Origin of the sequence: Cruoricaptor ignavus (genome assembly GCF_900141665.1) — a bacterium.
GTDB classification, from domain to species: domain Bacteria; phylum Bacteroidota; class Bacteroidia; order Flavobacteriales; family Weeksellaceae; genus Cruoricaptor; species Cruoricaptor ignavus.
On sequence record NZ_FQYI01000003.1, the window covers coordinates 83489 to 97500 of the forward strand.

The 14012-nt window shown below is 51.5% G+C and carries 6 protein-coding genes, 2 tRNA genes and 2 rRNA genes (1 of these 10 cut by a window edge); 9 read left to right on the forward strand and 1 reads right to left on the reverse strand.

The genetic code is table 11. The features are described from left to right. Positions 1-13: 13 nt before the first annotated feature. Positions 14-751 carry a lysophospholipid acyltransferase family protein gene (locus BUB43_RS04555; RefSeq protein ID WP_073178778.1) on the reverse strand — a complete coding sequence of 246 codons (738 nt, stop codon included), beginning with the start codon at positions 749-751 and terminating at the stop codon, positions 14-16. Between the two features lie 87 nt (positions 752-838). Between BUB43_RS04555 and BUB43_RS04560 the strand changes: the two genes are divergently transcribed. The 9 genes from BUB43_RS04560 to BUB43_RS04605 all read left to right on the forward strand — a co-directional run. Continuing rightward, positions 839-1696, forward strand: a complete 858-nt coding sequence (locus BUB43_RS04560) for a BadF/BadG/BcrA/BcrD ATPase family protein (RefSeq protein WP_073178780.1) — start codon at positions 839-841, stop codon at positions 1694-1696. 44 nt (positions 1697-1740) lie between these two features. Further along, positions 1741-2325, forward strand: a complete 585-nt coding sequence (gene ruvA / locus BUB43_RS04565) for a Holliday junction branch migration protein RuvA (protein ID WP_073178781.1) — start codon at positions 1741-1743, stop codon at positions 2323-2325. Positions 2326-2414: 89 nt separating this feature from the next. Then, complete coding sequence (sov, locus tag BUB43_RS04570; RefSeq protein WP_083541148.1) at positions 2415-9428, forward strand: T9SS outer membrane translocon Sov/SprA; 7014 nt, start codon at positions 2415-2417, stop codon at positions 9426-9428. A gap of 59 nt (positions 9429-9487) precedes the next feature. Further along, positions 9488-9865 carry a glycine cleavage system protein GcvH gene (gcvH, locus tag BUB43_RS04575; RefSeq protein WP_073178783.1) on the forward strand — a complete coding sequence of 126 codons (378 nt, stop codon included), beginning with the start codon at positions 9488-9490 and terminating at the stop codon, positions 9863-9865. Then, positions 9810-10223 carry a VanZ family protein gene (locus tag BUB43_RS04580; RefSeq protein ID WP_395858363.1) on the forward strand — a complete coding sequence of 138 codons (414 nt, stop codon included), beginning with the start codon at positions 9810-9812 and terminating at the stop codon, positions 10221-10223. Before gcvH ends, BUB43_RS04580 begins: the two co-directional genes overlap by 56 nt. A 529-nt stretch (positions 10224-10752) precedes the next feature. After that, positions 10753-12261, forward strand: a 16S ribosomal RNA gene (locus BUB43_RS04590). A 172-nt stretch (positions 12262-12433) separates the two neighbouring features. After that, positions 12434-12507 (forward strand) — tRNA-Ile (locus BUB43_RS04595). A 9-nt stretch (positions 12508-12516) separates the two neighbouring features. Then, positions 12517-12590: transfer RNA gene (locus BUB43_RS04600), tRNA-Ala, on the forward strand. 160 nt (positions 12591-12750) lie between these two features. Then, a 23S ribosomal RNA gene (locus tag BUB43_RS04605) occupies positions 12751-14012 on the forward strand (it continues 1477 nt past the right edge of the window). The 16S and 23S rRNA genes sit together here with 2 tRNA genes alongside, the layout of an rRNA operon.

The following is a 14012-nucleotide window of genomic DNA, read 5'->3' on the forward strand; positions in this document are numbered from 1 at the left end:
GAAACAAAGATATTTAATTTTTTTTCAAATAATACTGCCTCAGCGCATCGGAAATCATCCCGTGAGCGGCTTCTTTTGTTTTGAGGAAATCTGGATTGGGCTGCAGAATATCCAGAAAGAAAGCCATCGCCTTACCAGGATAGCCTCTGGAATTATCAAACGGGAACATTTCCTTCAGCCCGCCCAGCGCAAGTACGGCTATCGGCACATTTTCGCCTGCAGAAATGCTGAATGCCCCGTTTTTAAAATCATCCAGGAGCACGGAGGTATCATCCGGTACGCCGCCCTCGGGGAAAATTATCACGCTGGTGCCTGCCCTCAGGCGCTCCGCGGTTTTCCCGTATACCGCGTGCCGACTTCGTGCGGATTTTCTGTCAACCAAGATGCAGATCCTTTTATAAATGGTTGCAAAAAAAGGAATCTTCGCAAGCTCCGCCTTGCCCACAAAGGATACGGGGTGCCTTGGGAAAAGTATCGGGATCAGCATTATATCCATTATTGAATAATGATTGGAAATTATGATATACGGCTGGTTATCAATAAGTTGCTTCGATGTTTTTCGGATAAGTTCATAGCGGAAGCCCGCCGCTGCGAAGACGCATCTGCACCAGGTTCTTACGAAGAAGTAGGCGAATTTGTAGTGCTCTTTCCGGATGGAAAGCAGGTATACCGGCAGGAAAAACAGGAGGAAAAGCACCGCGGCTACGAGTATAATCCACAGGCGCCAGAGATAGTTGAATATTGCAGGCATTCTGCAAAAGTAAACAACACGGCGGAATGTGAGTTTTAATTATTTGTTTAATTTTTGCAAATCCGCTACTTTAGCAAAAATTTGACTATGATAGCCATTGCGGACGGGGGCTCTACGAAATGCGACTGGGTAATTCTGGACAATGCCGGCGGGGTGATGCTGCAGGCAGTGACGGATGGGTTCAACCCGAACCTGATCCCGCGCGGAGAAATTTGCACCAGGCTGCTCGCCCAGCCTGTTCTGAATTCAGTTAAAGCTGAGGTTACCAAGGTATTTTTCTATGGGTCCGGCTGCGGCCTGCTGCAAAACAGGGAGATCGTGCGGGAGGAATTTCAGAGCTTCTTCACACGGGCGGAAATTACGGTGAAAGACGATCTTACCGCGGCGGCATACGCGGCATACGAAGGTACTCCGGCCATTATCTGCATCCTGGGCACGGGCTCTAATTCCTGCTTTTTCGATGGTAAGGAAATCCGTAGAGATCTGCCCTCGCTGGGCTACCTGCTGGGGGACGAGGGCAGCGGGAGCGCGATAGGAAAGCAGCTTCTGAAGAAATATTTTATGAAAAAACTGCCTCCCGATCTTCACGAAGAATTCACGAAAGAATACGGGCTCACCATTGAGGAAGCAATTGCAAAAATTTACCACAACCCGAGGGCAAACGCCTGGCTGGGCGGGTTCAATAAGTTTGCCGCGGAGCGCAGGCAGCATCCTTTTATCCAGGAGATGATCTTCGCGGAATTCAGAAACTTCCTCCACTACCAGGTGCTGCCCTACCCGGAGGCGCACTCTGCGGAGATAAATTTCATCGGCTATATCGCCTTTATCTACGAGGAAATCCTGCGAGCGGCTGCCGCGGAATTCAACCTAAATGTGGGAAATATCCTCCAAAAGCCCATCAGCAAGCTTGTGGATTATCATAAAAAGCATATGGAATCATCTTAAAAGATTGGCAAAATGTGCTTATATTTACCCGCTAAATTATCTGCATGATTTATTCAGTTCGGGGTATGGTCATAGAGGTTGCGCCTACCTATGCTATTTTAGAAGTCGGCGGAATTGGCTACCACATTGGGATAAGCCTGCAGACCTCGTCCCAGCTAAAAAAGGGCGGGGAGGCATTCCTCTACACGAGGCAGATTATCAGGGAGGATGCGCATTTTCTCTACGGTTTTGCTTCCGTAGACGAGCGCGAGGTTTTCGATCTCCTCATCAGCGTTAGCGGGGTGGGGCCCACCTCGGCTATGATTATGCTTTCCTCGCTTACGGGGGCGGAAATTGCCAATGCCGTGAGTGCCGGGGTAAGTTCTGAACTTCAGAAAATAAAGGGCATAGGAGCAAAAACCGCGGAGCGGATCATCGTAGACCTGCGCGAGCGAATGAGAAAATATAGCACTACCGAAGAGGAGATTTCTGTTCAGAATGACAATAAAGTCCGCGGCGAGGCGTTATCTGCCTTGGAGGTGCTGGGTATCCAGCGGCGCATCGCAGAAAAAGCAGCGGATAAAATCCAGAAACAGGAGCCGGATATTTCGGTGGAAAATCTTATTAAGCAAATTTTAAAAAGCATTTAATCAGTTCATAAACATAACAGAGCTAAGTGTACAGTAGCAGCGTGAAACATACATTCAATAAATTTTTAGAGTGTGGAAGGCCGGCGGCAATCCGGATACTATTTTTACTGGTTATTAACCTTATTAATACAGCTGTAGCGCAGGAGCGCCCGCTGGACAGCCTCAGCATCCGGCAGGATTATACCCTGCCCAGCCCGGTACGCTACGAAGCCTATTACGATGTGGCTACAGGCAAGTACCACCTCTACCCGAAGGTCGGCAGCATCACGGTGGGGGCGCCTACCGTGATGTCCCCGGAGGAGTACCGCGCCTATATGCTCAGCACGCAGCTGGCGGAATATTACCGCCAAAAATCCGATGATAATAATATCGTTTTCAGAAAGGACGAAAAAGAAGCTGAGAAGCGCGGCCTGATCCCGGCAGTGAAGATAAACAACCGCCTTTTTGAATCCATTTTTGGAAGCAATAAAATAGAGATAATTCCTCAGGGGTTCGCATCCTTCGACCTCGGCGCGCTGCATCAGAAAATTGACAATCCGATGATCCTGCCGCAGAACCGCTCCAGCTTTGCCATCGACATCCAGCAGAGAATCCAGCTGGGGCTTACTGGTAAGGTGGGGGACAATCTCCAACTCCGCGCCAATTACGATACGCAGAGCGGCTTCGCCTTTGAAAACAAACTCAATGTGGCGTGGCAGGCAAGAGGTACCTGGCGCGACCTGCAAAACAAAGGCCTGAACGACCGCACCACCGGCGGCGAGGATAAAATAATAAAGAAAGTAGAGTTCGGTAATGTGAATCTGCCTCTCTCTACCAGCCTCATCCGCGGCTCGGAATCGCTTTTTGGCTTAAAAACGCAGTTCCAGCTTGGGAAAACATTGGGTACCGTGGTGCTCTCCCAGCAGCAGGGGGAGGCGAGGAACATCGTGGTGCAGGGTGGCGGCGCGGTGCAGACATTCAAGATCAATGCCTCCGATTATGAAGATAACCAGCACTATTTTTTAGGGCATTATTTCCTTGATAATTATGACCGAGCGCTGCAAGATTATCCGCTGATCAATTCCACCATCAGCATCAACAGGATTGAGGTCTGGGTGCTGGAGCAGGGCTCTGGCAATTTGCAGGAGCAGAAAAGCATTCTCGGCATCCGAGATCTCGGGGAAGGAGCATCGGGCTATCCGGACAACTCGCAGAATGGCCTCTACCAAAATATCGCCGGGCTGGGCACATCAATCCGCGATGTGAATCTCGCATACAACGCCGTGCTTGGGCAGAATTTCCCAAATGCGGCGGGCGCTCCGGAACGCTATACCGACGGCGAGCAGTTTATTTTCAACCGCAGAGCCAGAAGGCTTCAGACCAATGAATTCAACTACAATCCTCAGCTGGGCTACATTTCATTAAACCAAAGGCTTAATGACAATCAGCTGCTTGCGGTGGCGTATTCCTACACTGTAAACGGGCAGAAAACTGTGTACAAAGTGGGTGAGTTCTCTGACGAAAGCCCGGTGCTTATCGTAAAATTACTGAAGCCAAACTCCACTGTTCGCACCTCCTCGCCCATGTGGGACCTGATGATGAAAAACATCTACCCTATGGAGGCGAACCAGATCAGCGCCGATCAGTTTATGCTGAATGTGTACTACCGCGACAGCCAGGCTGGCAAGGTGAATTATCTCCCGGGGACCGCCGTGCAGGATGTGCAGCTGCTGAAACTATTCAACTGGGACAGGCTGAACATTAATAATGATATGTCCGGCGATGGCGTGGCGGGAGACGGCCTTTTCGATTTCGTTCCGGGCATCACCATTAATGCCAATGATGGGAAGCTGATATTTACCAAAGCCAAGCCTTTCGGCTCTTATCTTGAAAATGTTCTGGGAAGCAGCGATCCGAAATTCGTTTTCAATGACCTCTACACTATGCAGAAGGAGGTGGCGGCGCAGCAAAACCTGGCGCAGCGCTACACCATCGAAGGGCGGTACAAGGGTGCGCAGGGGAGCGGCATTTCGCTGGGTGCCATCAATGTGCCCCGCGGCTCGGTAAAAGTGACATCAAACGGCCAGCAGCTGATGGAGGGTGTGGACTACACCGTGGATTATATGCTGGGTTCGGTGAATATCATTAATGAGGCCCTGAAAAATTCTGGGCAGGCGATCAATGTATCGCTGGAAAATCAGCTGACTTTCAATACGCAGCGCAGAAGCTTTATGGGGCTGAACCTTGAGCGGCAGTTTAATGAGCGCCTCCTCCTCGGTACCACCATCGTGAACTATTCCGAAAAACCAATTACCCAAAAAGTAAACTTCGGCAATGAAGCGGTGAATAACACGATGGCAGGCTTCAACCTGATGTACAACAACGAATTCCCGTTCCTCACGAGGCTCACGGATAAAATTCCGCTTGTAAAAACGGATGCTGCTTCGCGCTTGAATTTCCGTGCGGAGGGTGCCTACCTGATTCCTGGGCAGGATAAAAATGCAGGAAATCAATCCTATATTGATGATTTTGAACAATCTTCTACCAAAATTTCCCTTAAAGAGCCGGGCTTGTGGGGGCTAGCATCCAAGCCTGAGCAAAACAGAAACGATCCTCAGTATGCCAATGCCGGCCTGGTAAACGATGTGCGCGAGGGCTACGGCAGAGGGCTTCTTTCCTGGTATAATATCGATCCGCGCTTCTACGGCGTCGGCGGGAAAGCTCCGGCAGGCATCAATGCGGAGGCGGTTTCCAACCACGCATCTCGGCGGGTGCAGACTTCCGAGCTGATGAACAACCGGGATTTCGTAGCCGGAGAGCAAACCTACACCAACACGCTGGATATTACTTTCTACCCTAAAGAGCGCGGCCCTTATAACCTTAACCCGATTGACGAGCCGGCAAACCAGCGGTGGGCGGGGCTGATGCGACCTATTTCCGTGTCCAACTTTACCGGTTCCAATATCGAGTATGTGGAATTCTGGCTGATGGATCCCTATGCTGACGGGCGAAATCTTGGTGCCTCGCCAAAATTGAAACTCCACCTCGGGAATGTTTCTGAGGATGTGCTGAAAGACGGCAAACTGATGTATGAAAACGGTATGCCTACGGCCTCCAGCGCGGTTTCTACATCCACCAGCAACTGGGGCGTTCAGCCGAACCAGTTCCCGGTACTGTACGCCTTTTCCACCGAGGGCGAGGAGCGCCGCGCGCAGGATGTAGGCTACGACGGGCTGAACAATGAGCAGGAAGCGCAGAAATTCGGTACCGGATACATTAATCCGATAACTGGGGAGCCCGACCCCGCGGCGGATGATTTCGTTTTTTATCTTTCTAATAAATTCACCGGCGCGCAGGCGTCTTCCGTGCCAGAGCGGTACAAATATTTTCGCAACCCGGATGGCAATTCCCAGTCCGGATCGCTGGAAGTAGCCACGCAGATGCCAGATGCTGAGGACATTAACCACGATTATAACCTTGATCTTAATGAAAACTATAACCAATACACCATAAACCTCGACAGGAACAGCCTCGCAGTCAACAGAAATTTTATTGTTGATGAAAAAGAAGTTCCCGTGCGTTTCCAGAACGGACAGAAGGGCAGGAATAAATGGTACCTATTCCGCGTGCCAGTGCAGCAGTTTGATACCAATGCCGGTGCGGCTTCCGAGGATGTATTGAATAATGTACGCTTTGCGAGAATCATCCTCGATGGCTTCGATGATACGGCAACGCTGAGGTTCGGTACGCTGGATCTTGTACGCTCCGAGTGGCGGAAGTACAACAAAAATATTGCAGCGGGCAGCCTTCCGGGTGCTGCTGATAACGAAGGTTCGATGCTTGTGGACAATGAGAATTTCTTCGTGGGCAGCGTAAATCTGGAGGAGAATGCGCTGGGGGCGCCGCCTTATGTGATGCCTCCGGGCATTGATCGCCAGGTTCTGCAAACGGCTGGCGGTATGCAGCGGCAGAATGAAGCATCCCTTTACCTTAAAGTTACCAACCTGAAAAACGAGGCGCGCGCTGTGGTAAAAAATACCTTTGTGGATATGCGGAGGTACCGCAAGCTGGAAATGTTCGTACACGCCGAGGACATCCGCGGTGCAGGAACTAGCAGCCAGCTGGATCGGGATATGAAGTTCTTTGTGCGTTTCGGTAGCGATGCCACGGATAATTACTATGAGTACGAAGCCTCTTTGAAATATACTCCGCGTACTGCCAGAACTGCCACTGAGATCTGGCCGCTGGAAAATATGGTTAATATCAACCTCCAGGATTTTGTAGACGCCAAAATAAAAAGAGACCAGGCCGGCGGAAACCTTATTGGCAGCAGGTTTCTCTATGCCGAGGCAAGCGACGGCGACCGGAAGATATTCGTGAAAGGCCGCCCTGTACTTGGGAATATTACCACTATGATGATCGGGGTGCGCAATACCTCCGGCGTCGGCAAAGATGTGGTACTTTGGGTAAACGAAATGCGCATCTCCGGAATCGAAAATGAGGGAGGCTACGCGGCGAATGCCAGCCTGGATTTCAACCTGGGGGATTTTGCAATGGTGAATGCCGGCGGGGCGTACTCCACGGTAGACTTCGGGAGCATCATCTCAAAACCTGCCGAGCGGAACCAGAGCACCAATTCTGCGCTGAACATCAGTACCACGGTTAATCTCGATAAATTTATCCCGGAAAAGGTAGGGATGCGGATCCCGGTAAATTACACCTATGCCCAAACCATCGAGGATCCTAAGTACAACCCAATCGATATCGATGTAGAATTCGAAAAGGCGGCAAACAGAGAGGAGCTGAAGCAGGTCGCGAGAACTTACACGCAGCAGCGCAGCATCGGTGTGGTGAATATGCGTAAGGAGCGTACGAACACTGAGCGGAAATCCCGCTTTTATGATGTGGAAAACCTGGCGCTTACACTGAATTACAGCGATGATTACTACCGGGATGTCTACACCACCAAAAACTATCGCCAGTATCTGAGAGGCAATCTGGATTACAACTACAGCTTCCGGCCGTGGGTGCTGAAACCGTTTAATAAAATGGTGAGCGATACCGCAAAATCCGCGAAATATCTGCAGTGGTTTAAGGAATTTAATTTCAACCCTGTGCCTACGAGAATCTCTGTGCGTACGGAGCTGGACAGGAATTACAACGAGCTCCAGTTCCGGAATATTGAGGCGCTGATGAACGGCGTCGCCGGCTCAGACTTCGATGTGATCCGCAACCGCGCGTTCTACTTCGGGTGGCAGTATGCTGTAGGTTTTAATTTTACAAGGTCATTAAAGCTGGAGATCAATTCCGCTACTAGGACTTTGAACGACAATATCAGCCCGACTGCGATGGACAGCCGCAGCATTTTCGAGCAGCCTTTCCGCTCCGGGCGCCCCGTGCTTTACAATCACAGGGTGCAGCTGAATTACCGACTGCCGTTTGAGTATCTGCCATTTATGAACTTCCTCACTGCGGAGGTGGGCTACGGCTTCCAATACAACTGGAACGCCCGCTCTACGGTGCTTACGCAAAGCAATGCCGGGAATCTGGGGAATCTCGCGCAGAATACCAATACGATTGTAGGCACGGCGACTGCCAATATACCGCAGTTCCTGAATAATTTCGCCTACTTCAGGAAGATAGAGGAGGTAAGGAATAAGCGGCGCCAGGAAATCGATTCCCTGAATAACGCCTATGCAGAAAGCGCCCTGAAGAAAAGCAAAAAGAATAAGTTTTTCGTATTTAATACTTACAAAGGTTATACTTTCAAAAACCGCCTGACACCGATGCAGACTATGGCTTCGGCGTTGTTTTCAGGCAGGCAGCTTGATATTAATTATAATGAGAACAACGGCACGGTGCTTCCTGGCATATTGAGTTCACCGAATTTCTATGGCTACGGGCAGAATATCGGCGGGCCTACAGCTGGCTTCCTGCTCGGCTCGCAGGCGGATATCCGGAGAACGGCCATCGAGCGCGGATGGATTTCTTCGTCTCCATATATGAATGATCCCTATTCGCAGCAAAATTCAAAATCTTTCGATGCAAACCTCCAGCTCAGCCCGCTGAACGATTTGAGAATAGATATCAATGCGCTTTGGAGGCACAACAGAAACCTCATGCAGGGAGGCTACAACCTAGATGCCGATCCCGCTACGCCGCATTTTGATTTTGCCTTCGAAAACGAGCTGGTTACTCATTCCAAATCTGTTTGGCTGCTATCTACTTCATTTAAAAATTCAGGAGATTTATTCCCGAGAATTATTGAAAATGCTAGAGCGCTCTCTCAGCAAATGGGCACGGTGCCTGGTGCGGCAGGCTTCGCTCAAGGATATTCATTGGGGAATGCGTATATACTGGTGCCTGCCTTCCGAGCAGCAGTGGAAGGGCGCAGCCTGGAGCCCATGGACAACCCGAAAAAATCCGGCTTCCCGTTGCCAAACTGGAATGTCGTTTATTCCGGCTTCCGCAACCTGCCGATGGTGGCAAGTCAGTTCTCTAAATTTGACATCCAGCATTCCTACAAATCCACCTATACGGGTACGGGGGTGCAGTCGAACATCGATTACTACAACGATCCTGGCGGGTTTGATGTAAATGGCGACAGGCTCAATCCTTATATTTTCAGTCAGGTAGGCTATGTGGAATCCTTTGCCCCGCTTATCGGAGGAGATTTTACGCTTAGGAACAATATGCAGTTCCGCGCGATGTACAACCGCGACCGAATGCTGCTCCTTGGCTTGGTAAACAATACCCTTACGGAGGACTACAGCAAGGAATATGTCTTTGGCTTCGGCTACATCGTGAAGGATTTAAGGATGAAACTCAATATGGGTGGCAAGCCGCGTAATGTTGTAAGCGACCTGAATGTCCGCGCAGATTTCTCTCTTAGGGATAGCGAAACACGAATTACCAACATACTCCTGGAGGATTCTCAAGTCACAGGCGGGCAGAAACTTCTGGGGATAAAATTCAGCGCGGATTACAATGTCTCCGAAAATTTTAACCTGAGATTCTTCTACGACCAGCTGGCTACCAAATACAAAATCTCCACAGCCTACCCGCTCTCCACCATTCGAGCGGGGCTCTCCGCTACCTTCAATTTTAACGGCGGCATAAGATAAATTTTTAAAAACCTATTTGCAGAGACAATTTATTTAATAAATTTGCTAAAACGAAAAAAATGAACACACCGGCAGAACTCAAGTACACAAAAGACCACGAGTGGGTAAAAATCGAAGGAGATACAGCCACCATCGGGATCACGGATTTCGCGCAGAGCGAATTGGGCGACATCGTCTTTGTTGATGTTGACAGCCTAGAAGAAGAACTCTCCGAAGGCGAGGTTTTCGGTAGCGTAGAAGCGGTAAAAACTGTATCCGATCTATACCTGCCCGTTTCCGGTACCGTAGTAGAGTTTAACGAAAAATTAGAAGAGCAGCCAGAACTTGTCAACTCAGACCCTTACGGCGAAGGCTGGATCATCAAAGTGCGTTTAGCTGAAGATGCCGACCAAAGCGGCCTCCTCTCGGCAGAAGATTATCAGGCACTCCTTGGATAAAATTCGGAAAATATCACTTATATTAATGCCCATTTATTGGGCATTTCTCACTTATATGCTCCTAAAACCCGGCGAAGAAAGTACAGAATTCGTCTGGATATACTCCGAGTTTGATAAAATCGTGCATTTCTGCATATTCGCCGCGCTTGGCATTCTCCTACTTGCCGCCTATCCAAAAATACACCGGAGGAATTATTTCTGCATAATGTTCATCTACGCTATACTGACTGAAATACTGCAGGACGAAATGCGCGTGGGACGCTCGGCAGAACTTCTAGATGCCGTCGCCGATTTCATAGGCGCTGCGGCAACCTGGCTCTTATGGCGGTTCATTACAAGTCGCTCAGCTGCATCGTAATTCCTCGTTCTGCTCGTTGGAGCTTGGGGGTGTTTGTCTTTTTTACTGCCGTGTTGGTCTTTCTTTAAAATTTTTCTACCTGAAAACCAGCGACTTGGGCTCGGCGGGTAGATTTTTTTTAAATTATCTCTTGCCTGTTCGGGAAATCCCCTTATCTTTGCACTCCCGATTTGGTATTGGGGGAGCGTTGCGAGGGGATAATAAGCCCTATTTGAAATTTTTTAAAAAAAACTTGGCGGAGCGTTTGGAAGTTTGAGTGACAAATTCCTACCTTTGCCCACCCGTTTTTCGGGTCAAGCGCGGGGGGATTTTTGCTGGGGCTCCGGGACGAAAAAAAATAATTTTTTTCAAAAAGTTTTGGTAGTTTCAAAAAAGTTCTTACCTTTGCAACCGCAAATCACGAGAGGCCTTTGGCCTGGTGGTTTGGAAGAGAGAGGATCATTGAAATCAACGATACATACAACCAGGTAAGGGGCGGCGCCCGGGTATGCTTTATGGCGTATTCGATGGGGCGCCGCGGAACGGAAATACAATGGAGAGTTTGATCCTGGCTCAGGATGAACGCTAGCGGGAGGCCTAACACATGCAAGCCGGGCGGGATCCCTTCGGGGTGAGAGCGGCGTACGGGTGAGGAGCACGTGTGCAACCTGCCCCTGTCTGGGGGATAGCCCTCCGAAAGGAGGATTAACACCCCATAGGATGTTCGCCGGCATCGGCGGTCATTGAAAGGTTACGGACGGGGATGGGCACGCGCAGGATTAGGTAGTTGGCAGGGTAACGGCCTACCAAGCCTTTGATCCTTAGGGGGCCTGAGAGGGTGATCCCCCACACTGGTACTGAGACACGGACCAGACTCCTACGGGAGGCAGCAGTGAGGAATATTGGACAATGGGTGGAAGCCTGATCCAGCCATCCCGCGTGAAGGACTAAGGGCCTATGGCCTGTAAACTTCTTTTGTACGGGGATAAACCTATCTACGCGTAGATAGCTGAAGGTACCGTACGAATAAGCACCGGCTAACTCCGTGCCAGCAGCCGCGGTAATACGGAGGGTGCGAGCGTTATCCGGATTTATTGGGTTTAAAGGGTCCGTAGGCGGGCCTGTAAGTCGGAGGTGAAATCCCGCGGCTCAACCGCGGAACCGCCTTCGATACTGCGGGTCTTGAGTAGGCTTGAGGCGGCCGGAATGAGTGGTGTAGCGGTGAAATGCATAGATATCACTCAGAACACCGATAGCGAAGGCAGGTCGCCAAGGCCTTACTGACGCTGATGGACGAAAGCGTGGGGAGCGAACAGGATTAGATACCCTGGTAGTCCACGCCGTAAACGATGCTCACTCGTTCTCGGGCGTTATCGTTCGGGGGCTAAGCGAAAGTGATAAGTGAGCCACCTGGGGAGTACGGGCGCAAGCCTGAAACTCAAAGGAATTGACGGGGGCCCGCACAAGCGGTGGATTATGTGGTTTAATTCGATGATACGCGAGGAACCTTACCAGGGCTTAAATGGGGGCCGACCGGCGCAGAGATGCGCCTTTCTTCGGACGGTCTTCAAGGTGCTGCATGGTTGTCGTCAGCTCGTGCCGTGAGGTGTTAGGTTAAGTCCTGCAACGAGCGCAACCCCTGCCGCCAGTTGCCATCATTAAGTTGGGGACTCTGGCGGGACTGCCTACGCAAGTAGCGAGGAAGGCGGGGACGACGTCAAATCATCACGGCCCTTACGCCCTGGGCCACACACGTAATACAATGGCCGGTACAGAGGGCAGCCACGCGGCGACGCGGAGCGAATCTCGAAAGCCGGTCTCAGTTCGGATTGGAGTCTGCAACTCGACTCTATGAAGCTGGAATCGCTAGTAATCGCGCATCAGCCATGGCGCGGTGAATACGTTCCCGGGCCTTGTACACACCGCCCGTCAAGCCATGGAAGTCCGGGGTACCTGAAGTCGGTGACCGTAAAAGGAGCTGCCTAGGGTAAAACGGGTAACTAGGGCTAAGTCGTAACAAGGTAGCCGTACCGGAAGGTGCGGCTGGAACATCTCATTTTAGAGGCTTTATCAAGTCAATAAGCACACGGTCCTTCATGGGCCCCGCGCGCCGGGGGGCGCCGCCCCGCCCTGTTGTTGTATAGTATCGGATCATATAAAGGAAAAGGAGGATTCACGCCCGGGCGCGAGCCCAGCGCATTGTCGCGGGCCACGGGTCAGGCGGGTAGAGGAGTCTCGTAGCTCAGCCGGTTAGAGCGCTACACTGATAATGTAGAGGTCGGCAGTTCGAGCCTGCCCGAGACTACGGATGCCTGGGGAATTAGCTCAGCTGGCTAGAGCACCTGCCTTGCACGCAGGGGGTCAAGGGTTCGAATCCCTTATTCTCCACAGCCGCGGAATGCGGCCTGCCGGAAGCCCTTGGGGGGCGCTGCGAAGGATGCAGCGTGGGTCCCTGGGGTGGGAGGCGAGATCGAGGATCATTGACATATACGGTAAGACATCACAAAGAGACGACCGGGCGCCGGGAGGCGCACCGAGAACCTTAGGGAAAGAAATCGTTAAGGGCGCACGGCGGATGCCTAGGCTTCAAGAGGCGACGAAGGACGTGGCAAGCTGCGAAAAGCCGCGGGGATCGGCACACACGAATTGATCCGCGGATATCCGAATGGGGCAACCCGGCACGCTGAAGGCGTGTCACCAGCAATGGGGCGAACCCGGGGAACTGAAACATCTAAGTACCCGGAGGAAAAGAAATCGAAGAGATTCCGTGAGTAGTGGCGAGCGAAAGCGGACTAGCCCAAAAGCCTTGATATGCTTAGCGGAACGCTCTGGAAAGGGCGATCGGAGAAGGTGACAATCCTGTACGCGAAAGGCATGTCGGGGTGAAACAAGAGTAGGGCGGGACACGTGAAATCCTGTCTGAATACGGGGGGACCATCCTCCAAGGCTAAATACTCCTTGAAGACCGATAGTGGACCAGTACCGTGAGGGAAAGGTGAAAAGCACTCCGAACAGGAGGGTGAAAGAGAGCCTGAAACCGTGCGCCTACAAGCGGTCGGAGTCCCGCGATGGGATGACGGCGTGCCTTTTGCATAATGAGCCTACGAGTTAATGTCGCCGGCGAGGTTAAGCGCTTAAGGCGCGGAGCCGGAGCGAAAGCGAGTCTGAACAGGGCGCGTAGTCGGCGGTATTAGACGCGAAACCTTGTGATCTACCCATGGGCAGGCTGAAGCTCTGGTAACACAGAGTGGAGGGCCGAACCGGTTGGCGTTGAAAAGCCTTCGGATGACCTGTGGGTAGGGGTGAAAGGCTAATCAAACTGGGAGATAGCTCGTACTCCCCGAAATGCATTTAGGTGCAGCGTCGCGCGAGTCCTCCGGAGGTAGAGCTACTGATTGGATGCGGGGGTTTCACCGCCTACCAATTCCTGACAAACTCCGAATGCCGGTGGATGCTGCGCGGCAGTGAGGGCGCGGGTGCTAAGGTCCGCGTCCGAGAGGGAAAGAACCCGGACCAACGGCTAAGGTCCCCAAATGCGCGCTAAGTTGGAGAAACGCGGTCGGACTGCACAGACAGCTAGGATGTTGGCTTGGAAGCAGCCATTCATTTAAAGAGTGCGTAACAGCTCACTAGTCGAGCGGTCCGGCATGGATAATAATCGGGCATAAGCGCGCTACCGAAGCCATGGGATATATTATATCGGTAGGGGAGCATTCCGGCGGCCTGGAAGCCGCGCCGCGAGGCGCGGTGGAGCTTCCGGAAAAGAAAATGTAGGCATAAGTAACGATAATGCGGGCGAGAAACCCGCAC